General features: G+C 69.4%; 24 protein-coding genes. 7 read left to right on the top strand and 17 right to left on the bottom strand.

The window, feature by feature from the left end:
• Nucleotides 1-81 precede the first annotated feature (81 nt).
• The 3 genes from recR to dnaX form a co-directional block, all read right to left on the bottom strand.
• The gene (recR, locus tag ABDW59_RS04310) at nt 82-669 is read right to left on the bottom strand and encodes a recombination mediator RecR (RefSeq protein ID WP_343628247.1); all 588 of its coding nucleotides are present in this window, start codon (nt 667-669) and stop codon (nt 82-84) included.
• A gap of 10 nt (nt 670-679) precedes the next feature.
• Nucleotides 680-1,006 (bottom strand): YbaB/EbfC family nucleoid-associated protein, encoded by a 327-nt coding sequence (locus ABDW59_RS04305; RefSeq protein WP_067062824.1) that lies wholly within the window; start codon nt 1,004-1,006, stop codon nt 680-682.
• Nucleotides 1,007-1,136: 130 nt separating this feature from the next.
• Nucleotides 1,137-3,422, bottom strand: a complete 2,286-nt coding sequence (gene dnaX, locus ABDW59_RS04300) for a DNA polymerase III subunit gamma/tau (RefSeq protein WP_343628245.1) — start codon at nt 3,420-3,422, stop codon at nt 1,137-1,139.
• Between the two features lie 107 nt (nt 3,423-3,529).
• Here dnaX and ABDW59_RS04295 point away from each other — a divergent pair, with 107 nt between their 5' ends.
• Nucleotides 3,530-4,660, top strand: a complete 1,131-nt coding sequence (locus ABDW59_RS04295; RefSeq protein WP_343628243.1) for an AIR synthase-related protein — start codon at nt 3,530-3,532, stop codon at nt 4,658-4,660.
• A 191-nt stretch (nt 4,661-4,851) separates the two neighbouring features.
• Here the strand turns inward: ABDW59_RS04295 and paaZ are convergent, their stop codons facing one another.
• The 11 genes from paaZ to ABDW59_RS04240 all read right to left on the bottom strand — a co-directional run bounded on the left by paaZ (nt 4,852) and on the right by ABDW59_RS04240 (nt 15,807).
• Entirely contained in the window at nt 4,852-6,903 is a 2,052-nt protein-coding gene (gene paaZ, locus ABDW59_RS04290) for a phenylacetic acid degradation bifunctional protein PaaZ (RefSeq protein WP_343628241.1), read from the bottom strand.
• Between the two features lie 177 nt (nt 6,904-7,080).
• Nucleotides 7,081-8,238 carry an ABC transporter substrate-binding protein gene (locus ABDW59_RS04285; RefSeq protein ID WP_343628240.1) on the bottom strand — a complete coding sequence of 386 codons (1,158 nt, stop codon included), beginning with the start codon at nt 8,236-8,238 and terminating at the stop codon, nt 7,081-7,083.
• A gap of 181 nt (nt 8,239-8,419) precedes the next feature.
• Entirely contained in the window at nt 8,420-9,070 is a 651-nt protein-coding gene (locus ABDW59_RS04280; RefSeq protein WP_343628239.1) for a TetR/AcrR family transcriptional regulator, read from the bottom strand.
• Nucleotides 9,071-9,092: 22 nt separating this feature from the next.
• On the bottom strand, nt 9,093-10,172 hold the full coding sequence (gene paaE / locus ABDW59_RS04275) for a 1,2-phenylacetyl-CoA epoxidase subunit PaaE (RefSeq protein ID WP_343628238.1): 1,080 nt from the start codon (nt 10,170-10,172) through the stop codon (nt 9,093-9,095).
• A gap of 40 nt (nt 10,173-10,212) precedes the next feature.
• Nucleotides 10,213-10,704 (bottom strand): 1,2-phenylacetyl-CoA epoxidase subunit PaaD, encoded by a 492-nt coding sequence (gene paaD / locus ABDW59_RS04270; RefSeq protein WP_343628252.1) that lies wholly within the window; start codon nt 10,702-10,704, stop codon nt 10,213-10,215.
• Nucleotides 10,705-10,877: 173 nt separating this feature from the next.
• Nucleotides 10,878-11,651 (bottom strand): 1,2-phenylacetyl-CoA epoxidase subunit PaaC, encoded by a 774-nt coding sequence (gene paaC, locus ABDW59_RS04265; protein WP_067067881.1) that lies wholly within the window; start codon nt 11,649-11,651, stop codon nt 10,878-10,880.
• A 10-nt stretch (nt 11,652-11,661) separates the two neighbouring features.
• On the bottom strand, nt 11,662-11,967 hold the full coding sequence (paaB, locus tag ABDW59_RS04260) for a 1,2-phenylacetyl-CoA epoxidase subunit PaaB (protein WP_067067883.1): 306 nt from the start codon (nt 11,965-11,967) through the stop codon (nt 11,662-11,664).
• A gap of 62 nt (nt 11,968-12,029) precedes the next feature.
• On the bottom strand, nt 12,030-13,031 hold the full coding sequence (gene paaA, locus ABDW59_RS04255; protein WP_343628235.1) for a 1,2-phenylacetyl-CoA epoxidase subunit PaaA: 1,002 nt from the start codon (nt 13,029-13,031) through the stop codon (nt 12,030-12,032).
• A gap of 122 nt (nt 13,032-13,153) precedes the next feature.
• On the bottom strand, nt 13,154-14,455 hold the full coding sequence (gene paaK, locus ABDW59_RS04250) for a phenylacetate--CoA ligase PaaK (RefSeq protein WP_343628234.1): 1,302 nt from the start codon (nt 14,453-14,455) through the stop codon (nt 13,154-13,156).
• A gap of 30 nt (nt 14,456-14,485) precedes the next feature.
• A complete protein-coding gene (gene paaI / locus ABDW59_RS04245; RefSeq protein ID WP_343628233.1) occupies nt 14,486-14,941 on the bottom strand; it encodes a hydroxyphenylacetyl-CoA thioesterase PaaI in 456 nt (151 codons plus the stop codon).
• Entirely contained in the window at nt 14,941-15,807 is an 867-nt protein-coding gene (locus ABDW59_RS04240) for an enoyl-CoA hydratase-related protein (protein WP_343628232.1), read from the bottom strand. Before ABDW59_RS04240 ends, paaI begins: the two co-directional genes overlap by 1 nt.
• A 152-nt stretch (nt 15,808-15,959) precedes the next feature.
• Here ABDW59_RS04240 and ABDW59_RS04235 point away from each other — a divergent pair, with 152 nt between their 5' ends.
• Nucleotides 15,960-16,568 (top strand): phenylacetic acid degradation protein PaaY, encoded by a 609-nt coding sequence (locus ABDW59_RS04235; protein ID WP_343628230.1) that lies wholly within the window; start codon nt 15,960-15,962, stop codon nt 16,566-16,568.
• Nucleotides 16,569-16,623: 55 nt separating this feature from the next.
• Here the strand turns inward: ABDW59_RS04235 and ABDW59_RS04230 are convergent, their stop codons facing one another.
• Nucleotides 16,624-17,586 carry a carbohydrate kinase gene (locus tag ABDW59_RS04230; protein ID WP_343628229.1) on the bottom strand — a complete coding sequence of 321 codons (963 nt, stop codon included), beginning with the start codon at nt 17,584-17,586 and terminating at the stop codon, nt 16,624-16,626.
• Nucleotides 17,587-17,711: 125 nt separating this feature from the next.
• Between ABDW59_RS04230 and moaA the strand changes: the two genes are divergently transcribed.
• Genes moaA through ABDW59_RS04215 form a run of 3 tightly spaced genes read left to right on the top strand, consistent with a single transcriptional unit; the run spans nt 17,712 to nt 20,234 of the window.
• Entirely contained in the window at nt 17,712-18,845 is a 1,134-nt protein-coding gene (gene moaA / locus ABDW59_RS04225) for a GTP 3',8-cyclase MoaA (protein ID WP_343628228.1), read from the top strand.
• A complete protein-coding gene (gene mobA, locus ABDW59_RS04220; RefSeq protein ID WP_343628227.1) occupies nt 18,845-19,618 on the top strand; it encodes a molybdenum cofactor guanylyltransferase in 774 nt (257 codons plus the stop codon). The genes moaA and mobA overlap by 1 nt, the downstream gene beginning before the upstream one ends.
• Nucleotides 19,581-20,234, top strand: a complete 654-nt coding sequence (locus ABDW59_RS04215; RefSeq protein ID WP_343628226.1) for a GNAT family protein — start codon at nt 19,581-19,583, stop codon at nt 20,232-20,234. The genes mobA and ABDW59_RS04215 overlap by 38 nt, the downstream gene beginning before the upstream one ends.
• 23 nt (nt 20,235-20,257) lie before the next feature.
• Here the strand turns inward: ABDW59_RS04215 and ABDW59_RS04210 are convergent, their stop codons facing one another.
• Nucleotides 20,258-21,094, bottom strand: coding sequence for a hypothetical protein (locus ABDW59_RS04210; protein ID WP_343628225.1), 837 nt, complete (start codon nt 21,092-21,094; stop codon nt 20,258-20,260).
• 36 nt (nt 21,095-21,130) lie between these two features.
• On the opposite strand from ABDW59_RS04210, the gene ABDW59_RS04205 reads away from it, so the two are divergent.
• Together ABDW59_RS04205 and ABDW59_RS04200 are read left to right on the top strand one after the other, a co-directional pair.
• Entirely contained in the window at nt 21,131-21,661 is a 531-nt protein-coding gene (locus ABDW59_RS04205; RefSeq protein ID WP_343628224.1) for an Mpo1-like protein, read from the top strand.
• 224 nt (nt 21,662-21,885) lie between these two features.
• Nucleotides 21,886-22,314: a CBS domain-containing protein gene (locus ABDW59_RS04200; RefSeq protein ID WP_343628222.1), complete on the top strand. Its 429-nt coding sequence runs from the start codon at nt 21,886-21,888 to the stop codon at nt 22,312-22,314.
• Nucleotides 22,315-22,582: 268 nt separating this feature from the next.
• Here ABDW59_RS04200 and ABDW59_RS04195 read toward each other — a convergent pair whose 3' ends face one another.
• Nucleotides 22,583-23,161, bottom strand: coding sequence for a nitroreductase (locus ABDW59_RS04195; protein WP_343628221.1), 579 nt, complete (start codon nt 23,159-23,161; stop codon nt 22,583-22,585).
• Between the last annotated feature and the right edge of the window lie 4 nt (nt 23,162-23,165).

Below are 23,165 nucleotides of genomic sequence, written 5' to 3'. Positions count from 1 at the left end.
TCAGGCGATCAGGCGATCAGGCGATCAGGTGAGCCAGGACGGCCATGGCGGCCATGGCGGCCACCATGTCGATTCACCCCATCAAGTCGAACGCCGGTCCACCAACGCATGTGCGATGGTGCCCAGGTCGACATACTCCAGCTCGCTACCCACCGGCACACCCCGCGCCAACCGCGTGCTGCGCACACCGCGCGCGCGCAGCGCCTCGGCCAGCACATGCGCGGTGGCCTCGCCCTCGGCGGTGAAGCTGGTGGCGAGGATCACCTCCTCCACCTTCCCGTCCGCCGCCCGCTCCAGCAGCTGCGCCGCGCCGATCTCGCGCGTCGAGACCCCGTCCAACGGGCTGATCCGCCCCTGCAGAACGAAGTAATAGCCGAAGTAGGACGCGGTGCGCTCCATCGCCGCCTGATCGGCGGGGGACTCCACCACGCACAGCAGCCGCGCATCGCGGTGCCGGTCCTGGCAGATCGGGCACACCGGCGTTTCGCTGAAGGTGTGGCAACGCTCGCAGTGGCCGACATTGCTGGCGGCCGCCTGCAGCGCGCGGGCCAGCGCGTCGGCGCCGGCGCGGTCGTGCTGCAGCAGGTGATAGGCCATGCGCTGGGCCGATTTCTGGCCCACGCCCGGCAGGCGCCGCAGGGCCTCGATCAATTGCTCGAGCGCGGTCACCGATGTCCGATCAGAACGGGAACTTCATGCCCGGAGGCAGCGGCATGCCGGCGGTCAGCTTGCCCATCTTTTCCGAGCTGACTTCCTCGGCGCGGCGCACCGCGTCGTTGAACGCGGCGGCGACCAGGTCTTCCAGCATGTCCTTGTCGTCGGCCAGCAGCGAGGGATCGATGGCCACGCGCTTGACGTCGTGCTTGCAGGTCATGGTGACCTTGACCAGGCCGGCGCCGGATTGGCCTTCGACCTCGATGTTGCCCAGCTCGTCCTGCGCCTTCTTCAGGTTGTCCTGCATCGCCTGAGCCTGCTTCATCAGACCCGCGAGTTGGCCCTTCATCATGATGTCGATTCCTTGTTCAAAAAGTGTCGGACCCCTGCGGGTCCGGGGACTGCCGGCCCACGGGCCGATGCGATGGGCGGCATTGTCGCCCCAAGTCGCGATCGGCACCGCGCGGCGGCGGTGTTGAGGGTCAGAGCGGCTTGATCGATCCCGGCAGGATGCGCGCCGTCTTGAACTGCGCCAGCAGCTGCTGGACTTCCGGATCCTCGAGGATGATGGCCTCGGCCTGACGCTGGCGGGCGCGCGTGGCGGTGGTGTCGCGCAGCGCCGGCGAATCGGTCGCACGGCCCGCCTCGATCTCCAGCCGCGCCGGCCTACCCGCGAAGGTGGACAGCGCCGCCTGCAGCTTGTCCTGCAAACCGGGCTGACGCAGCGATTCACGCTCCACGCGCAGGCGCCAGAACGGCGCATCGCCCTGGTCGTCGAAGGCCAGGCACTCGCCCTGCATCGCGAGCTCGCGGGTCAACGCGGTCAAGCCCAGCTGCGGCACCAGGCCGTACCAGCGCTCGCCCAGCGGCGTCGGCACCAGGGCGACCTCCTCGACGGCGGTGGACAGATAGATGCCTTCGCCGGCTTGATCGGGCAGCGGATCGTCGCTGTCCGACTGGCCCATACCGATCGAGGCTTCCTCGTCCGAGGGCGGCGGCACGTCCAGCCAGGGCGGCGGGCCGTCGTCGTCGTGCGGCGGTGACAGGTCCTCGGGCGGCTCCTCGGGCTCGGCGGGTGCGGCCACGGGCGCTTGGCGCGGGCGCAGGCGCTCGCTGAAACGGGTCGCGGGCGCGCCGGCCTGGGCCGCGCGCAACGGGCCGGAGGGCGAAGCCGGACGAGCCGGCGCGGGCGCCGCTTCGGGAGCGCGTTCGGGCGCAGCCTCGCGTGCAGGCTCGGGTGCGGGAGCGGCTGCACGAGCCGGCTCGGGAACAGGTTCAGGCGCCCGCTCGGCGGGGGCCGCCGGCGTCGTCGATGCGATCGGCGCCGCGGCGGCTGCGATCGGCGCGGCAGGCGGGGTCGACGCCATCGGAGCCGGCGCGGCGGCGACGGGCGCCGATGCAGGCTCAGCCGCGGGCGCCGAGGCCCTCGCAGGCTCAGGTTCGGGATCGGCAGGCGCGGCTTCGGCCACGCGCGGCACGGCCGGCGCGGCCTGCACCGGTGCCGGAGCGTTCGCCTGCGGCGCGGGCGTCGGCTGCGGACGCGCCACAGCCGCGGCGACGGGAGCGACTGGCGCGTTGGCCGACGCGGCTGTTGCGGCGGCCATCGGCGCGGCGCTCGCGGCCGCGCGGACAGCGCCTTCCGACGCCCCCGGCTGACGGGCGCCCTGCCCGTCTGGGCGGAAGGCCAGCATGCGCAGCAGGACCATGGTCAGGCCGGCGTATTCATCCGGCGCGAGCGGCAGTTCCTGCCGACCGTGCAGCGCCATGCTGTACATCAGCTGGATCTCGTCGGCCGGCAGCTGGCTGGCCAGCGGCAGCAGCTCGGCGAGGTCCGGATCGCCCGCGTCCAGCGCACCCGGCGCGGCCTGGGCGATGGCCAGGTGTTGCAGCGCGGCGGCCAGATCCTCCAGCGAGCCGCCAGCCGACAGGCCCATGTCGCGGAGCCGGTCGGACGCGCCCACCAGCGCCGCGCCGTCGCCGGCGATCAGCGCGTTCAGGATGCCCAGCACATGGCCGCGGTCGACGCTGCCCAGCATCTGCCGCACGCCGGCTTCCTTGAGCTCGCCCGAGCCGAAGGCGATCGCCTGGTCGGTCAGCGACAGCGCATCCCGCATCGAGCCCCGCGCCGCGCGCGCCAGCAGGCGCAGCGCGCCGGGCTCGTTGGGCACCTGCTCGTTCTGCAGCACGCGGGTCAGGTGCTCCAGCACCGTCTGCGGCGCCATCGGCCGCAGATTGAATTGCAGACAGCGCGACAGCACCGTCACCGGCACCTTCTGCGGATCGGTCGTGGCCAGGACGAACTTCAGATACTCGGGCGGCTCCTCCAGCGTCTTCAGCATCGCGTTGAAGGCGGTGTTCGAGAGCATGTGCACTTCGTCGATCATGTAGACCTTGAAGCGCCCGACGACCGGCTTGTAGACGGCCTGGTCCAGCAGCTGGGAGATTTCTTCCACGCCGCGATTGGAGGCGGCGTCCAGCTCGACGTAGTCGACGAAGCGGCCGGCGTCGATGTCACGGCAGGCGTCGCAGACGCCGCAGGGATGGGCGGTGATGCCACCGGTGCCGTCCGGGCCGATGCAGTTCAGCGACTTGGCCAGGATGCGCGACACCGAGGTCTTGCCCACGCCGCGCGTGCCGGTGAACAGATAGGCGTGGTGCAGGCGTTGCTGCGTCAGCGCATTGGCCAGGGCCTGCACGACGTGCTCCTGACCCATCAGCTCCTCGAACGTGCGGGAGCGGTATTTGCGTGCGAGGACCTGGTAACTCATGGCGGGGGATTCTACGGGGGCGGCCTCCCCCTCCCGGGCGGGTCACGGGGGGATGGCGTCCGGGTTTGTCAGGAGGGTCGCGCGGGCCTGAAGGATAATCGCCGCCCATGAGCACCCATGCCCCGCACGATCCCTCCTCCGGCACGCTGAGCTACGAACAGGCCGGCGTCAATTACGACCTGATCGACCCGCTGAAGATCAGCGCCCAGCGCGCCGCGGCCGCCACGGCGGTCCACATGAGCGCGCACGGCTTCACCGAAGTGAAGGCCTCGCGCGGCGAGTCGGCGTACGTGGTGGATGTGGGCCCGTTCTACATTGCCTCGATCGTCGAGTGCCTGGGCACGAAGACGCTGGTGGCCGACGAGATGGCGACGCTCACCGGCAAGAGCTATTACGACGGCATCGCGCAGGACACGATCGCGATGGCGGTCAACGACCTGATCACCGTGGGCGCCACGCCGCTGGTCGTCCAGGCCTACTGGGCCGCGGGCGGCTCCGACTGGTTCGGCGACGCGCAGCGCGCGCAGTCGCTGGTGGCGGGCTGGAAGAAGGCCTGCGACGTCTGCCAGGTCGCCTGGGGCGGCGGTGAAACGCCCGCGCTGGCCGGCATCGTCGAAGGCGGCCGCATCGACCTGGCCGCGTCCTGCACCGGCCTGATCAATCCGAAGGAACGTCTGTCGGTCGGCGACAAGCTGGGCGCCGGCGACGCCATCGTGCTGCTGGCCTCGTCCGGCATTCATGCGAACGGATTGAGCCTGGCGCGCAAGCTGACCGAGCGTCTTCCGCAGGGCTATCTGACGGAAGTTCAACCGGGTCTGACGTATGGGGACGCGCTGCTGGCGCCGACCACGCTGTACTCGCCGGTGACGGAGGCGATCTACAAGGCGGGCATCACGCCACATTACTGCGCCAACATCACCGGTCACGGCTGGCGCAAGCTGTTGCGTCATCCGGGCAAGTTCACTTACCGCATCCACACGGTGCCGCCCGTGACGCCGGTGCTGAAGTTCATGCAGGAACACGCCCAGCAGGACGACCGTGAGGCGTATTCGACGCTGAACATGGGCGCGGGCTTCGCGATCTTCGTGCCGGCTGAGCAGGCGGCGAAGGTGGTGGAGATCGCCAAGGCCTGCGGGATCGAGGCTTGGGATGCGGGGCGCGTTGAGGAGGGGGAGAAGCAGCTGCTCATCGAGCCGCTGAATATCCGCTTCGGGGATGACGATCTGCAGTTGCGTTGAGGGCTGAAGACCCTCTCCCCTGCCCTCTCCCGCAAGCGGGAGAGGGAGCCGTGAGGCTCGCTGTCAGCGGGGAGCTGTGAGGCTCGCTGTCAGCGGAAATGCTTGCCGCCTGTTCACTCCCTCTCCCGCGGGGCGGGAGAGGGCGGGGGAGAGGGTGGGACGAGCGTCCCGGACCTCGCCCGGCGAGCACATCACTCCCCTTTCTTCGCCACCAGCGTCAGGATGTCGTAGCTGGCGACCAGCTCTCCGCGCTGGTTGGTGACCTGCACGTCCCAGGCGACCACGCCCTGCGGCGGCTGATCCGGGCGATTGCCGCGATCGATGCGGCGCTTGCAGGTCAGGCGCGCCTGGATGGTGTCGCCGATCGCCACCGGATTGACGAAGCGCAGCGTGTCCAGTCCGTAGTTGGCCAGCACCGGCCCCGGCGCCGGCGACACGAACAGCCCCGCCGCCGCCGACAGCACGAAGTAGCCGTGCGCGATGCGCTGCCCGAATTGCGTCTCCTTGGCGGCCACCTCGTCGAAGTGCATGTAGAAGTAGTCGCCGCTGATGCCCCCGAAGTTGACGATGTCCGCCTCGGACACGGTGCGGCGATGTGTCAACAGCGAGTCGCCGACCTGGATCTCCTCGAAGTACTTGCGGAAGGGATGGATCGCGTCCTCGGTGACCTTGGCGCCGCGCACGTACTCGCCGGTGATGGCCGTCAGCATCGTGGGCGATGCCTGCACCGCGCAGCGCTGCAGGTAATGCCGCACCGCGCGAATGCCGCCGAGCTCCTCGCCCCCGCCCGCCCGGCCCGGGCCGCCATGCTTGAGCATCGGCAGCGGCGAGCCGTGACCGGTCGATTCGCCGGCCGCGTCGCGATCCAGCACCAGCAGCCGGCCGTGGAAGGCCGCCGCGTGATAGACCGCCTGCGCCGCCAGCGCCGGCGTCTTCGTGATCACCGAGCCCACCAGGCTGCCGCGGCCCTTGGCCGCGAGCGCCAGCGCCTCGTCGAAGTCCCCATAGCTCATCAGCGTGGACACCGGGCCGAAGGCCTCGACGTTGTGGACCGCTTCATTGCGCATCGCATCGCGGCACAGCAGCAGCGTGGGCGGGAAGAAGGCGCCGTCGCCGACGCCCTCGCCGATCGGGGCGAAGCCGTCGCGCTCGCCATAGACGATCTCGTTGCCCTGGGCCAGCAGTGCCAGACGCTCGGTCACGTCGGCCTGCTGCGCCTTCGACGCCAGCGCGCCCATGCGCACGCCCTCGACGGACGGATCGCCGATCTTGATCTTGGCGAGCCGCTCGCGCAGCGCCGCGGCCACCGCGTCGATCTGCGCCGCCGGCACGATGGCGCGGCGGATGGCCGTGCACTTCTGGCCGGCCTTGGCGCTCATCTCGCGCAGCACCTCCTTGACGAAGAGGTCGAACTCCGGATCGCCGGGTTGGACATCGGGGGCCAGGATCGAGCAGTTCAGGCTGTCCGCCTCGGCATTGAACGGGACCGAGCGGCGGATCAGATTCGGATTCACGCGCAGCTGCGCGGCGGTGTCGGCGGAGCCGGTGAAGGTGACGACGTCGGTCTCCTCCAGCCTGTCCAGCAGGTCGCCCGAGCCGCCGACGATCAGCTGCAGCGCGCCGGCCGGCAGCAGGCCGGACTGCTCGATCAGGCGCACGCAGGCCTCGGCGACATAGCTGGTCGCGGTGGCCGGCTTGACGATGCAGGGAATGCCCGCGACGAAGCTGGGCGCGAATTTCTCCAGCATCCCCCACATCGGGAAGTTGAAGGCGTTGATGTGCACCGCGACGCCGCGCTTGGGCACCAGCACGTGGGTGCCCATGAACTGGCCGCCCTTGCCCAGCGCCTGCGCGGGGCCCTCGTGGACGAGGTTGCTGGACGGGAGCTCACGGCGGCTCATGGACGCATAGGCGAAGAGCGTGCCGATGCCGCCCTCGATGTCGATCCAGGAATCGGGTCGCGTCGCGCCGGTGTGGGCCGAGATCGCGTAGAGCTCTTCCTTGCGCTCGGTCAGGTAAGCGGCCAGCGCCTTGAGGAGGGCGGCGCGCTTCTGGAAATCCAGCGCCAGCAGCGCCGGCAGCGCCTGATGACGTGCGAAATGCAGGCTCTCGCCGAAGTCGATCTCCTCGGCATGGGTCTGCGCCACCAGCCGGCCGTTGACGGCGCTGTGCAGGCCGCGCGCGGCGGTCGAGCCGATCCAGCGACCGGCGATCAGGCTTTGAAGAATGGGGGTGGCGCTCATGAACAGCTTTCTACAGGGGCCGCGCTCCGCTGAACAGCGTCAAGCGCAGGGTGGATTTCGCGTACGAGCGGCGTCGCGAGCGGGTCGAGGTTGCGCCTGAGGCGCGGAGCCGTACTCCCGTACGGCGAGCACCACAGGCTCAAGATCGGCCCGCGCAGTAGCCGAGCGTGCGCGAAATCAGGGTTGGAACTTCCAGGTACCGCCTTCGATCTTGACCATGACGCGGGCGCGCTGGTCCAGACCCAGATGGTCGTTCGGCGACATCGTGAACACGCCATGCGCGCCGGGTAGTTCCTTCACGCCTTCGAGCGCATCCCGCAGCGCCGCGCGGAACTGCGGCGTGCCGGGCTGCGCCTTCTTGATCGCGACCGGAATCGCCGCCTGCAGCAGCAGACCCGCGTCCCAGGCGTGACCGCCGAAGGTCGACACGCTGCCCTTGCCGTAGGCCTTCTCGTACTCGGTCACGTAGGTCTTGGCGCTCTTCTTGGCCGGATGGTCGGCCGGCAGCTGATCGACGACCAGCACCGGGCCCGACGGCAGGAAGGTGCCTTCGACGTCCTTGCCGCCCACGCGCAGGAAGTCGTTGTTGGCCACGCCGTGGGTCTGGTAGTACTTGCCGGCGTAGCCGCGCTCCTTGAGCGTCTTCTGCGGCAGCGCCGCGGGCGTGCCGCTGCCGCCCACCAGCACCGCATCGGGCTTGGCCGCGAGGATCTTCAGCACCTGGCCGGTCACCGAGGTGTCGGTGCGGTTGTAGCGCTCGTTGGCGACGATGCTCAGGCCCTTGCTGGCCGCGACCTTGTTGAACTCCCCATACCAGCCCTCGCCGTAGGCGTCGGCGAAGCCGATGTAGGCCACCGTCTTCACGCCCTGCGCCTGCATGTGGCTGGCAATGGCCAGGGCCATCATGATGTCGTTCTGCGGCGTCTTGAAGACCCACTTCTTCTTCGCGTCCATGGGCTCGACGATGCGCGCCGAGGCCGCCATCGAGATCATCGGCACCTGCGCCTCGGCCACCGCGTCGATCATCGCCAGCGAGTTGGGCGTGACCGTCGAGCCGACGACCACGTCCACCTTGTGCTCGGTGATCAGCTTGCGGGTGTTGGCCACCGCGGTCGTGGTGTCGGAGGCGTCGTCCAGCACGATGTAGTTGACCTTCTGGCCCGCGATGGTCTTGGGCATCAGGGCGAAGGTGTTCTTCTCCGGAATGCCCAGCGACGCGGCCGGCCCCGTGGCCGAGACCGTGACGCCGACGTTGATGTCGGCCCAGGCGGCGCCGCCCGCGCCCATCAGCGCGGCGCCGGCCAGCGCCAGCAGGGTCTTCTCGATGCGTTTCATGTCGTCTCCTTGGGAATGTGTTTTTCAGGAACGCAAGATCAAGATCAGGACCAGGTTCAGGAGAACCCGATCGGATGAGGTACTGCTACTGCTTACTGCATGTCCGAATACTGCTGGCCCGGACGCGGCCGCGGCTTCAATGAATCCCGATCGCCGCAGGCGATGCTGCCCCGCGAAACCTTCACGAGACTTGCGGCGAGGTGTCCCGCTCGCGACGCGCCGCGGGGTCGGTGAGATCGGTGCGCACCGCGCCGAGTCCGCCGAAGAACAGGTCCGCCACCATGGGCGCGACCGCGTCATAAGTCAGCGCGCCGTCGGGCCGCAGCCAGGTGAAGGTCCAGTTGATCATGCCGAACAGCAGCATGGTCAAGGGTTTGTGCAGATGCGCGCCGCGCAGCTCCGGCCGCACCGCGGCCACCGCGTCGGCGAAGCGCCCCACCACCTGGCGTTCGACCTCGACCATGCGCTCGCGGTGCTCGTCGTCCAGGAACTTCAAGTCCTCGGTCAGGACGCGGTGCTCGTTCTGCGCCTCGCCGTAGGCCTGCACGAAGCGGTGGATCAGCGCGCGCAGATGCGGCTCCGGCGCCAGCGACTGGGCCGTCACCTCGTCGACCAGATCGACCAGGTGCTGCAGATGGTTCTGGCAGATCTGCGCCAGCAGCTCGTGCTTGTCGCGGACGTAGTGGTACAGCGTGGGCTTGCTCACCGCGCAGGCTTCCGCGACCTGATTCATCGAGGTCGCGGGGAACCCCTGGTTGGCGAACAGGCGCGCGGCCTGGGCGAGGATCTCCTCGCGGGTGGCATCGAATCCGGCAGCTCTACCTCGGGCCATGGGGCGGTCTTTTCCTTGTGCGTCAGCGTTCGTCGAAGGAGATCACGACGCGCGGGGTCAGGGCATGCGCCTGACAGCTCAGGATGAATCCGGCCGCGACCTCGTGCTTCTCGAGGGCGAAATTCTTATCCATCCGGACCTCCCCTTCGATCAACTTGCAGCGGCAGGTGGAGCACACGCCCGACTTGCAGGAGAAGGGAACGTCCATCCCGGCCCGCGCCGCGGCGTCCAGCAGGCTGGGATCGCTCTTGCGGAACTCGATCTCGCGCGACACGCCGTCGCGGATGACCACGACCTTGGCGGCCTCGGCGTCGTCGGCATGCACCTCGTGCGGCGCCGGGCGGCCGGTCTGCATCTCGGGCGTGCCGAAGCGCTCGATGTGGATGCGTTCCTCCGGCACGCCGGCCTCGCGCAGCGCGGCCTCGGCCTGCTCGTTCATCTCGAAGGGGCCGCAGACAAAGACCTGATCGATCGTCCCCGCCGGCACCGGACCGGTCAGGAAGCCGGCCAGTTTCTCGCGATCCAGCCGACCCGCCATCAGCGGCGAATCCACGTGCTCACGCGAGAACACGTGATGCAGCGTCAGCCGCGTCATGTAGCGGTTCTTCAGGTCCTCGAGCTCCTCCTTGAACATGGTCGAGGCCGGTCGGCGGTTCCCGTAGATCAGCGTGAAGCGGCTGCCGGGCTCGCGCGCCAGCACCGTCTTCATGATGGACAGGATGGGCGTGATGCCCGAGCCCGCCGCGATGCCGACGTAATGCCGCGCCGTCGCCGGATCGACCGGCACATGGAAGCGACCCTGCGGCGGGAAGACCTGGATCTCGTCACCAGCCTTCAGGCTGCCGTGTACCCAGCTGGAGAAGGCGCCGCCGTCGACCTTGCGCACGCCCACGCGCAGCTCGCCGTCGTCGATGCCCGCGCAGATGGAGTAGGAGCGGCGCAGGTCCTGGCCGTTGACGTCGCCGCGCAGGGTCAGGTATTGCCCCTGCGTGAAGCGGAAGGTGTCGCGCAGCGCCTCGGGCACGTCGAAGCAGAGCACGACGGCGTCGTCGGTGTCCTGGTGCTTGGCGCTGACGCGCAGCGGATGGAAGTGCAGGCTCATGGCGTGACTCGTGGTCGTGGGCGGGATCTGGCGAGATCGCTCAGATCGGCTTGAAGTGATCGAAAGGTTCGCGGCAGGCCAGGCAGCGGTAGAGCGCCTTGCAGGCCGTCGAGCCGAAGACGGAGAGCTGCTCGGTGTGCGTGCTGCCGCAGCGCGGGCAGGCGATGGCGGCGCCGGCATGGCGGCGGACGATGCGGATGCTCGAGGTCTGCGCGCCGCTCTCGCCGAGGTGGGCCGGCGGCGCGATGCCGTAGCGGCGCAGCTTCTCGCGGCCCTCGTCGGTGATCCAGTCGGTGGTCCAGGCCGGGGCGCGCCGCATCGTGATCGTCACCGTGCCGAAGCGCGCCAGCGCCTCGCGCACGTTCTGCTCGATGGCTTCGGTGGCCGGGCAGCCGGAGTAGGTCGGCGTGAGCACGACCTCGACGCCGTCGGCCGTCTCGACCAGATCGCGCACGATGCCCAGCTCCACCAGCGACACCGCCGGCACCTCGGGATCGGGCACCTGAGACAGCACTTCCCAAGCGGCGGACAGGCGCCCGCAACCGAGGTCGCTCGCGCCGTCGCCCGCCGCCGGGCCGACGCGCGTCGACGATCTCTGCGGCGTCAGCAGCGTCAAGGACGCGAGCGCGTCCTGCAGCGACGGCGGCAACGACGACGGCGGCGACGATGAGGACGAGGACGCCATGCTCATGCCCGATCCTGAATTCACCACACGCCGCCGGGATAGGCGCGCTGCAGCGACTGCATGGTCGCCAGCATGTGGCCCATGTGCTCGCTGTGGATGCCGTGGCGGCCGGCGTAGACATGCGGCGTGTCCTTGGGACGCGCCAGTCGCGCCTCGGCCAGCACCTCGTCCATCGCTGCATCCCATTCGGGCTTGAGCGAGGCCCAGGTCGGGCCCAGGCCGCTGGTGTCGGCGGCGATGTCCACGTCGTCGGCGGCGAAGAGCTCGTTCACGTAGGGCCACAGCTGCGTCAGCGCGGCCTGCATGCGGCGGGTGGACTCCTCGCTGCCGTCGCCCAGGCGCACGACCCATTCGGCCGCATGCTGCAGGTGATAGCGGACTTCCTTGACCGCCTTGGCCGCGATCGCGGCGACCTCGGCATCCGACGAGTGCTGCAGACGCGTCCACAGCGGCAGCAGCCAGCAGGCCGCGACCAGGTTGCGCGCCTGCGTGAAGGCGAAGTCGCCGCGCGGCAACTCCATCAGCACCGGGTTCAGGTAGTGGCGCTCCTCGCGGAGGAAGGCGAGCTGGTCCTCGTCGAGCGGCTGCTCGTTGAGCTGGCCGGCGCGCGTCAGCAGTGCGCGGGCTTGGCCCAGCAGGTCCAGCGCGATGTTGCCCAGCGCCAGGTCCTCTTCGAGGATGGGCGAGTGGCCGCACCACTCGGACAACCGGTGCGACAGCACCAGGCAGGCGTCGCCCAGGCGCAGCAGATAGTGGACGTCGGCGCGTGCGCCGGGTTGGATGGAGGCGGTCATCGTCCGGTCCTCACATGTGGTCCAGCGACGGGGGCAGGTCGTAGAACGTCGGGTGACGGTAGACCTTGTCTTCCATGGGATCGAAGTAGCTGGACTTCTCGCCCGGATCCGACGCGACGATGGCCGAGGACGGCACGACCCAGATGCTCACGCCTTCCTGGCGGCGGGTGTAGACGTCGCGCGCCATCTGCAGCGCCATCTTGGCGTCGGGCGCGTGCAGGCTGCCGCAGTGCTTGTGATCCAGGCCCGCCTTGTTGCGGACGAAGACTTCCCACAGGGGCCATTCGTTGGCGCCGGTCTGCTGGTTGATGCTCATGATGAAAGGCTCGAAAACTCGATGGATGCGGTGAACGCGACGGGAGGCGACGGGCGCGCCGCTCAGGCGGCTTGCGCGGCGGTGGCGCGCTTGCGGGCGTGGGCCAGCGCGGCCTCGCGCACCCACGCGCCCTCGTCCCAGGCCTTGACGCGCGTGGCCAGGCGCTCGGTGTTGCAGGGGCCATTGCCGCCGACGACACGCCAGAACTCGTTCCAGTCGATCGCGCCGAAGTCGTAGTGCTCGCGCTCGGCATTCCACTGGAGCGCGGCATCGGGCAGCGTCACGCCCAGCAGCTCGGCCTGCGGCACCGTGGCGTCGACGAACTTCTGACGCAGCTCGTCGTTGGTCAGGCGCTTGATGCCCCAGCGCATGGACTGCTCCGAATTCGGCGAGTCCTTGTCCGCTGGTCCGAACATCATCAGCGACGGCCACCACCAGCGGTTCACCGCGTCCTGGACCATGGCCTTCTGCGCGTCGGTGCCCTCGCGCATCATGACCAGCAGGCTCTCGTAGCCTTGGCGCTGATGGAAGGATTCCTCGCGGCAGATGCGGATCATGGCGCGGGCATAGGGCCCGTAGGAGCAGCGGCACAGCGGCACCTGGTTCATGATGGCCGCGCCATCGACCAGCCAGCCGATCACGCCGATGTCGGCCCAGGTCAGCGTCGGGTAGTTGAAGATGGAGCTGTACTTGGCCTTGCCGGTGTGCAGCGCGTCCAGCATCTGGTCGCGGCTGGTGCCCAGGGTCTCGGCGGCGGAGTAGAGATAGAGCCCATGCCCGCCCTCGTCCTGCACCTTGGCCAGCAGGATGGCCTTGCGCTTGAGCGTAGGGGCGCGCGTGATCCAGTTGCCCTCAGGCAGCATGCCGACGATCTCGGAATGCGCATGCTGGCTGATCTGCCGCACCAGCGTCTTGCGGTAGTGCTCGGGCATCCAGTCCTTGGCCTCGATGAAATCGCCCTCGGCGACGCGGGCCTCGAAGGCCTCCTCGCGCTGCTGCTCCTCGGCGGTCTGCAGCTTGGCGGCCTGGTCCTGCGGACCGATGCTCATCGCTTGCGTGTACATCATTTCTCCTTAAAGAGGGTCCTTGTGGGACCCGACCCGTCAAGCGGGGACCAGGGACGGTCTTTGCCCGGCCCTCGGTCCCGCCCCCTCGGGGGGCGCGCGTTAGCGCGTAGGGGGGAACTTCATTTCGGTCGGTTGTCGACGACGCGGCGGGCTTTCCCGACCAGGGTCCGCTCGATCGAATCCGGTGCGCCGACGGTGACCTTGGTCGACACGCCGATCAGCGTCTTGATGCGGTGCTGCAGCGACTTGGACGCCGTGCCCGCGTCGCCGCCGGAGGCCGACAGCTCGCAGCGCACCTCGACCTCGTCGAGATGACCGCTGCGGTTGACCACGATCTGGTACTGGCCCGACAGGCCGGGCTCGGCGAGCACCAGCTCCTCGATCTGCGTCGGGAACAGGTTGACGCCGCGGATGATCAGCATGTCGTCGCTGCGGCCCACGATCTTGCCCATGCGACGCATGCTGCGCGCCGTCGGCGGCAGCAGCCTCGTCAGGTCCCGCGTGCGATAGCGGATCACCGGCAGCGCCTGCTTGCTCAGCGAGGTGAAGACGAGCTCGCCCTCGGCGCCCTCGGGCAGCACCTCGCCGGTCTCGGGGTCGATGATCTCGGGATAGAAGTGGTCCTCCCAGATCACCGGACCGTCCTTGGTCTCGATGCACTCGCTGGCCACCCCCGGCCCCATCACTTCGGATAGGCCGTAGATGTCGACCGCGTCGATGCCGGCCTTCTGCTCGATCTCGCGGCGCATGGCCTCGGTCCAGGGCTCCGCGCCGAAGACGCCGGTCTTGAGCGAGGACGCGCGCGGGTCCAGGCCCTGACGCACGAATTCCTCGATCAGCACCTGCATGTAGCTGGGCGTGACCATGATCAGGTCGGGCTTGAAGTCCTGGATCAGCTGGACCTGCTTCTCGGTCTGGCCGCCGGACATGGGGATGACGGTGCAGCCCAGGCGCTCGGCGCCGTAATGCGCACCCAGACCGCCGGTGAACAGGCCGTAGCCGTAGGCCACATGCACGATGTCGCCGCGGCGCGCGCCCGCGGCGCGCAGCGAGCGCGCCACCAGGTCTGCCCAGGTGTCGATGTCCTGCTGCGTGTAGCCGACCACGGTGGGCTTGCCGGTCGTGCCCGAGGACGCGTGGATGCGGGAGACCTGCTCGCGCGGTACGGCGAAGAGGCCGAAGGGATAGTTGTCCCGCAGGTGCTGCTTGGTTGTGAACGGGAACAGGCGCAGGTCGCTCAGGTCCTTGAGGTCGGACGGATGCACGCCCTTGGCGTCGAACGCGGCCTTGTAATGCGGCACGTTTTCATAGGCGTGTTGCAGCGACCAGCGCAGGCGCTGCAGCTGCAGCGCGCGGAGTTCGTCCTGGCTGGCGCGCTCGATGGGCTCGAGGTCGTCGGGCTGGAAGGTCTTCACCGTCATGGGTCTTGTCTCCTGGTCCTTCCGAGGCGCTCAGCGCGCGGGCGCCAGGTCCGGCACCACGGGCTTGCCCTTGATGCGGTAGGACTTGCCCCGGAAGACCGCGATCAGTTCGTCGCGTTGATTGGTGATGCGGATGTCGTAGACGCCGGTGCGGCCGGACAGCGAGATCTCGCTGGCGCGCGCCGTCAGCACGTCGCCGGCTCGGGACGGCGCGACGATGTCGATCGCGAAGCCCGAGGCCACCGTCATCTCGTTGTGCGAGTTGCAGGCGAAGGCGAAACAGGAATCGGCCAGCGTGGTCACGAAGCCGCCGTGGCAGATGTCGAAGCCGTTGAGCATGTCCTCGCGCACCGTCATCGACAGCGTCGCGCTGCCCGGCGCGATCGCGTCGATGCGCATGCCCAGGCCCTTCGACGCGCGGTCGTTGGCGAACATGACGTCGCGCACCGCCTCGGCCACGCGTTGGGGATCGAGGGTCGCGCTCATCAGCGGTCCTTGAAGACGGGGGCGCGCTTGCTCAGGAAGGACGCGGCCCCCTCGAGATAGTCGTGCGCATAGCCGAGCTGGCTTTGCAGCCGGGCCTCGAGCTTGAGGGCGTCCTCGAACTCCAGGTCCATCGACGCGTCCAGCGCCTGGCGCGTCTGCACCAGCGCGCGGGTCGGCATCTTGGAGAGCTTCTGCGCGGTGGCCATGGCCTCGGACATCAGGTCCGCATCGGCCACGCAGCGCGCGATCAGGCCCCACTGCTGCGCTTGCTCGGCGGGCAGCTTGTCGCCCAGCAGCGCGAGCTGCAGCGCCCGCGCGCGGCCCACGAGCCGCGTCAACAGCCAGGTGCCGCCGCAATCGGGGACCAGACCGATCTTGGAGAAGGCCTGGATGAACGAGGCCGACTGCCCGGCCAGCACCAGATCGCAGCCCAGCGCGAAGTTGGCGCCGGCGCCCGCGGCCACGCCGTTGACGGCGCAGATCGTCGGCACCGGCATGCTGCGCAGGCGCAGCGCGAGCGGGATGTAGTAATGGTCCAGCAGGTTGCCGATGTCCTTGGCCTTGGGCTTGCGAGTCGTATCGACCTCGCCGCTGTGCTCGTCGAACTCGGGCTTGATGTGGGGATCGGACAGATCCTGGCCGGCGCAGAACGCGCGGCCGGCGCCGGTGATGAGCACCGCTCGCACGTTCGCGTCGGACGCGGCGTCGTCGAGCGCGACCCGGATCTGACCGAGCAGTCCGGTGGTGAACGCGTTCAGCGCCTGCGGCCGGTTCAGCGTCAGGACGCGAACCGCGCCTTCGGTGCTGATCAGCAGCGGGGCCTCGTCGGCGCCAGGGGTCGTGGCGGGCGTGTGGGCAGTGCTCATGCGGCTTGTCTCCTCGGCCTGAGGGGGATTCAGCTTTTGCAGCTTTTTTTGATCGGCTTCTATTTACCGACCGGTCGGTAGATACTACGAGCCATTGGCCGACATGACAAGGCCAGAGACCTAGGGTTAATACCCAGACCAAAGGAGACCGCATGCCCTGCTACGCCATCGACGGCCTGTCGCCCGTCGTCCACCCCAGCGCGTACGTCCACCCGACGGCGGTGCTGATCGGGGACGTGATCGTCGGGCCCGACTGCTACATCGGCCCGGTCGCCTCGCTGCGCGGGGACTTCGGCCGGATCCGGCTGATGTCCGGCGTGAACGTGCAGGACACCTGCGTGATCCACGGCTTCCCGGACTCGGACACGGTGGTCGAAACCAACGGCCACATCGGCCATGGCGCGGTGCTGCACGGCTGCGTGGTGAGGCACGACGCGCTGGTGGGGATGAACGCGGTCGTCATGGACGAGGCCGAGGTCGGCCCCTACTCCATCGTCGCGGCCTGCGCCTTCGTGCGGGCGGGGTTGAAGCTGCCGGAGAAGTCGCTGATCGCGGGGCTGCCGGCCAAGGTGATGCGGCCGCTCACCGAGGACGAGATCCGGTGGAAGCGCGCCGGCACCGAGACTTATCAGGATCTCGCGCTGCGCTGCAAGGCGAGCATGGTGGAGGTCAGCCCGCTGGCCGAGGAAGAGCCGGATCGGCGCCGGCTGGCCATCGGCGGGCCGAAGACGCTGGTGGCCACCAAGCGCGATGACGCTTGACTCGATCGGCTGACGACCCAGGGCCGAGACGGGTCGCCGTCGCGGGCGGCCGGGCTCAGACCAGTTCGGTGCGCTTCACCTCGACGCGGTCGACCAGCGTGGTCACCAGTCCCGCCGTGAGCCCATGGACGCTGGTCCCCGAGCACGCCGCCGCGCCCGCGGCCACGGCCCAGCGCAGGTGTTCCTCGGGGTCGCCCTGGGGGCCGTTCATCAGGCTGTAGAGCAGCCCGGCCATCGAGGCGTCGCCCGCGCCGATGGTGTCGCCCACGGCGTCCAGCGGCGGCGGTGCGGCGCTGAGATCGCCCTTGGGATGGAAGAGCTGAGCGCCGCGCTCCCCGAGGGTGAGCATCACGATCGCGCGCGGGTTCCAGGCCGCGATCTGGGCCAGGCCCAGGTGGTGATCGCGGCTGCGGAACAGCCCGCGCAAATCCTCGTCGGACACCTTGATCACGTCCGCCATGCGGCACATGCGCTCGAGCGTGCGGTCGTAGCGCGAGTCCATGGTGATGCGGTAATTCGGGTCGTAGCTGATCTTGACGCCCTCGTCCTTGAGCGACTCGGCCAGCGCGATCAGGCGCGCGGCGAGCGGCTCGCGGGTCAGGCTGATCGAGCCGAAATGCGCCCAGCGCAGCGCGCGGCGCCAGCCGGCCGGGAGGGCATGCGGGCGGAAGTGCAGATCGGCGCTGTCATCGCCGACGAAGGCGTACTCGGGCGGGTCGACCTGATGGACGAAAGCCATCAGCGGGGATTTGGCGAACTGCTGGATGAAGCGCAGGTCGAGGTTGGCATCGACGCTGGCCTGCCAGAGTTCCTGCCCGAAGGGGTCCTTGCTGAGCCCGCCCGCGAAGGCGCTGAGCTGGCCCAGCCGCGACATCGCGATGGCGACGTTCCAGGGCGATCCGCCGCTGCGGCTGTGCCACTGGTCAGGCCCGACGCGGATCATGTCGGTGAGGGCTTCGCCGAAGGAGACGAAGCTGGCCAGGTCCGCATGGACCACGGTCGTGGGGGTCAAGCTCATGGGGTGATTCGACTCCCTCGGACGCCGTACGGCAAGTGGAAGGTCCTACAGGGTGACGAAGGGGATGGGCGCCGGAATGGGCGTGCCTGGGCAGGTGGACGCCGCCAGCGGCACAATCCCACCCCATGACCGATGGAGTGATCCCTCTGCTCGACCTGCGCCAGGCGGGACGGGCGCTGACCGTGCCGCAACCGCTGCCACCCGCCCGAACGGGCCCGTGGCTGGATGCGCGGGGTCGGCCGCTGCGCGACCTGCGCATCTCCGTCACCGACCGCTGCAACTTCCGCTGCAGCTACTGCATGCCGAAGGACGTCTTCGACAAGCATTACCCCTTCCTCCCCCGCAACGAAGTCCTCTCGCTGGAGGAGATCGCCCGCGTCGCGCGCATCTTCGCGGGCCTGGGCGTGCAGAAGCTGCGCTTGACCGGGGGCGAGCCGCTGCTGCGCCGCAACCTCGAATCCTTGATCGCCCAGCTCGCTCAGATCCGCACGCCTGAGGGCGAGCCGCTGGACCTGACGCTGACGACCAACGGCTCGCTGCTGGCGCGCAAGGCGCAGGCGCTCAAGGACGCCGGCCTGCGCCGCGTCACCGTCAGCCTGGACGCGCTGGACGACGCCATCTTCCGCCGCATGAACGACGTGGACTTCCCGGTCGCCGACGTGCTGGAGGGCATCGCCAAGGCGCAGGCCGTGGGACTGGCACCGATCAAGGTCAACATGGTCGTGAAGCGCGGCACCAACGACGACCAGATCGTCCCGATGGCGCGCCACTTCCGCGGCACCGGGGTGACGCTGCGGTTCATCGAGTACATGGACGTCGGCATGAGCAACGGCTGGCGGATGGACGAGGTGCTGCCGTCCTCGGACGTCCTCGCCCGTCTGCGCGAGGACGCCGAGCTGGTGCCGCTGGCGCCCACCGTCGAGGGCGAGACCGCCACCCGCTGGGGCTACGCGGACGGCAGCGGGGAGATCGGCCTGATCTCCAGCGTCACGCAGGCCTTCTGCGGAGACTGCAACCGGGCGCGGCTGTCGACCGAGGGGCAGCTCTACACCTGCCTGTTCGCGGGTGCGGGCCACGATCTGCGTGGGCTGCTGCGCGGCGATGCGCAGGGCGAACCTCGGACCGACGAGGAGATCGCCGCCGCGTTGGGCGCGCTGTGGACGCGGCGCGCTGACCGCTATTCGGAGCTGCGCGCGACCTTGCCGGCCGCCGAGGCCGGATCGGCGCGGCGCGTCGAGATGCATTACATCGGCGGCTGATGCGCGATCCGCGCGACGCCACCACCGCGCTCATCCTCTGCGGAGGCCGCGCCACCCGCATGGGCGGCGTGGACAAGCCGCTGCAGGCGTTTCTGGGACGGCCGCTGGTCGAGCATGTGCTGGAGCGGATCGCGCCGCAGACGGGCGCACGGGTGCTGATCAGCGCGAATCGGCATCCGCAGGCATACGCCCGCTTCGGGCATCCGGTGCTGGCGGATACGCTGCCCGACTTCCCGGGGCCGTTGGCGGGGATCCTGGCGGGGCTGGAGGCGCTTGAGGCGCGTGACGCCGAGGCGTGGCTGCTGTGCGTCAGCGGGGACAGCCCGTGGCTGCCCCAGGATCTGTTGGAGCGGCTTGTTGATGGCTTGAGCGCGGCGACGCTCCCACCCTCTCCCCCGCCCTCTCCCGCCCCGCGGGAGAGGGCGTCTCGCCTGCGTGATGCGCACGGGGGAGCGCGTGACGGCGCAATGGCGTCGGACGTCGCGATGGCGCGGGACTGCGCGATGACGCCGGACTGCGCGATGGCGCTGGGCCGTGAAGGCCCGGGGCAGCCGATGCGGAGTCAACCGCTGGCCAGCCTGATTCATGTCCGGCATCGTGAGGCCTTGGAGGCCGCGCTGCGCGCCGGCGAGCGGCGTGTCGAAGCCTGGCTGCGGACGCTGCCGCTGGCGCTCGTCGCCTTCGATCGGCCGCAGGACGAGCGAGCTTTCGCCAACATCAACGACAGGAGCGAGCTTGAGCAACTCGAACGACTCCCGCCCGGGATCCGCTGACCCCTCAGCCCCGTCCCACGTCGGCGGCCCCGGCACCGCCAGCACTTCCAGCACCGCCAGTGCTGCCGGCGCACCCAGTGCCACCGACAACGCCCTGGTCCAGCTCCGCCTGCTGGGCGAAGGAGACCTGGTCGCCTACAAGGCGCTGCGGGACGCCATGCTGGCCGCTCACGAGGAGGCCTTCACCTCCGACGCCGCCACCGAGCGCGCCCGCGAGGCCGCCAGCTATCGCGCGCGGCTGCATCCGCAGGCGGGCGGCAAGTCGCTGTTCACGCTGGGCGCGTGGATCGGGGATCAGCTGGTGGGCGCGCTCACCGTCGAGCACGAGAACCGCGTCAAGGTGCGCCACGTCGCGCATCTGATCGGGATGATGGTCGACGACGCCCACGCCGGCCGCGGCATCGGCGGCCTGCTGCTGCGCCAGGCGCTGACGCTGCTCAAGCGCGAGCCGCTGCTGGAAACGCTGACGCTGAGCGTCACCGCCGGCAACGCGCCGGCGATGGCGCTCTACCGGCGCGTCGGCTTCACCCGTTACGGTCACCTGCCGCGCGCGATTCGCCTGTCCGACGGCCGCTTCTATGCGAAGGACCTGATGAGCCTGGACCTGCGGTCCTGAGCGGCCGCGGGCGCTCAACCGGCTCAGCCTCCGACGCAGGTCGCAGCGGGCCGCGCGCTGATGTCGACGTCGACGGTCAATTCGTCCTGGATCGCGAGCAACCCGCCCAGGACCGAGAACGGCGCAATGCCGAAGTCGCTCTGCCGCAGCACCAGGCCGCCGACCGCGCGCAGCGGGCCGTCGCCGCCGGGACGCTCGACCCGCATCGGCACATCGAGCACCCGTTCCCGCCCATGCCAAGACACGGCGAGCCGCAAGGCCAGCGTCGGCAGCGCGCCGGCCACCGCCTTGCTGCGGACGGCGATCGCCGGGAAGCGCTCGCCGTCGACGGCCTTGAGCAGGTTGGCGCGGGTGCCGGCGATGTCGCTCTCCGAGGGGCGACTCGCGAATTCGGCGCCCAACGCGGCGCGCCATTCGGGCTTGTCGATCACAAGGTCATCGAGCCGGAAGCCGAGCTCCACGCCCGCGCCGCTCAGCCCGTCGGCCGGCAGAAAGACCCGGCCGTCGATGCGGTCGAGCCCGAGCACGTGGTTGTGGCCGACCTTGGCCAGCCGGCCCGCCCGGAACACATGGATGCGAACCGCCGAAGACGCGGCGTCCACCGCATACAGCCGCCCTTCCCCGCGCTGCTGCGCGGCGAGCCAGTTCGGGCAGGAGGACGCCGTCACCGGCGCGACCTCGCCCCCCGCGACCGGCACAGACGGGCTCGCGCAGCCGAGCAGGGCCGCTGCCGCGACGAGGGCCGCCGTCATCGCCCGACGCGGCGCCTGGATTGCCGTTGTCACCGCTCGCATAGGGGTAAACCAAGTGTTGCCAGTCCGGCATTTTGAACGGCACAAACCAGCCTGTCGCACTAGCATTGACACATCGATTCCAAGATCCGAACGGAGACCGCCATGGCACGACAAGCCACCGACCTGATGGCGCAGTACGCGGCCTATCACCGCGACCGCCGCAACATCGCGACCCACTTCGTGGGGATCCCGCTGATCGTTTTCGCCGTCGGCGTGCTGCTGGCGAGGGCGCAATTCCACGTTGCCGACTGGACCGTCAGCGGCGCGTGGATCGCCTGGGCCGCGGCGACGATCTGGTACCTCACGCGCGGCAACCTGGTGCTGGGTCTGAGCACCGCGCTGGTCAACGCCTTGCTGATGGCGCTGGCCCATCCGCTGGCGGCGGGCTCGACCGCCTCCTGGCTGGCATGGGGCCTGGGCAGCTTTCTGCTGGGCTGGGTGATCCAGTTCATCGGCCATTACTACGAGGGCCGCAAACCCGCCTTCGTCGACGACCTGATCGGCCTGCTGGTCGGTCCGATGTTCGTCGTCGGCGAGGCGCTCTTCGCGCTGGGCTGGGGCCGCGACCTGCTGGCCGAAATCGAGCGCCGCGCCGGCCCGACCCACCTGCGCGATCTGACCCATCCCGCCTGAACCTGATCGAGGTGATTCACGCCTCCCCCGCTCGCGCGTTCCGCTCCACCTGAAGGGGGTGACGCGGGCGGCGAGCCGGAAAGAGGTCTCACCCCGATGGGGCCGGGTCTTGCGCAGCGCCGCCAAGCCGCTTATCTTGGCCGTCAGCCCTGGGACGAAGGCCGGGGCCTCAGCGCTGAATCGACCTTGTTCGATCGCGCCCTTTTTGCTCGCCAGGAGGCCCCATGAAACCGGTGTCCGATCTGCTGAAGAATCGCGGTCCTAGCGTCTGGCGCATTGCGCCGGAGGCGACGGTGTTCGATGGCTTGCATCTGCTCGCGCAGCACGACGTGGGCGCGCTGCTGGTGATGCAGGAGGACCGGCTGCTCGGGATCTTTTCCGAGCGGGACTACACGCGCAAGATCGCGCTGCAGGGCCGGGACTCGCGGCACACGCAGGTCAAGGACGTGATGACGCCCAACGTCTTCGTGGTCAAGCCGAACACCGATTGCCGGGAATGCATGCGGCTGATGAGCCAGCGCAAGATCCGCCATCTGCCGGTGGTCGAAGGCGCGACAGTGGTGGGCATGCTCTCGATCCGCGATCTGATGGACGACATCATCGCGGACGATGAACTGACGATTGCGCAGTTGCAGAGCTATATCTACGGGTAGCTGGGCGCCGGTCGAGGTCGCGATGGGCGCTCACGGCATACGATGTCCCTCTCCCCCCGCCCTCTCCCGCGATGCGGGCGAGGGGGCTATGGGGCACCGAGCGCTTCTCGGGGCAGCTCAAAGCTTTGGTACCACGGCACGAGTGACTCCCTCTCCCGCGGGGCGGGTGGCCTCAATGCCACGCCACGAGTGACTCCCTCTCCCGCGGGGCGGGAGAGGGCGGGGGAGAGGGTGGGAGGGTGGCAGCGCTCGGTCCACGAGGCCGCCCTCACCCCTCCCAGAACTGCAGCGCCCCCTCCGCCCCCGCCTTCAGCTTCGCCGCCTTCCCCACCTTGTCGGAACCCCGCGGCGTCCCCAGCGCGATCCACCCCAGCAGCGTTTCCCCCGGCTCGCAGAAGGCCGCCACCAACCCTGGATCCCGCGCCTTCGCCCCGCTGAGCATCTTCCCGCCGAACCCCAGCCCATGCGCCGCGTTGAGGAAGTTCGTCAACGCCCCCCCGACACAAGCCCATTGCTCATGCGCCGGCACCTGCGGATGGCCCATGTCGATGCGCGCGATCACAGCCACCGTCATCGGCGGCAACAACGCCCGCTCCTCATCCATCGCGACCCCCGCCGCATCCTTCCCCGCCCGACGCGCCGACTCCCCATACAGCGCCGACATCCGCTGCCGCGCCTCCCCGCGCACCACCTTGAACCGGAACGGCACCAGCCCCGCATGGTCCGGCGCATGCAGCGCCGCCTCGACCATCAGCCGCAGCTGAACCTCATCCGGCCCGGGCTCCATCAAATGCTTGGGCCCCACCGAGCCTCGCGTCAGCAGCAGCTTCAATCCCCCGTCGTTCATCTCA

It is taken from the genome of Roseateles sp. (assembly GCF_039595295.1).
Lineage (GTDB): Bacteria > Pseudomonadota > Gammaproteobacteria > Burkholderiales > Burkholderiaceae_C > Roseateles.
Note: the sequence above shows the minus strand (reverse complement) of the source record. Positions and strands in the feature narration are given on the sequence as shown.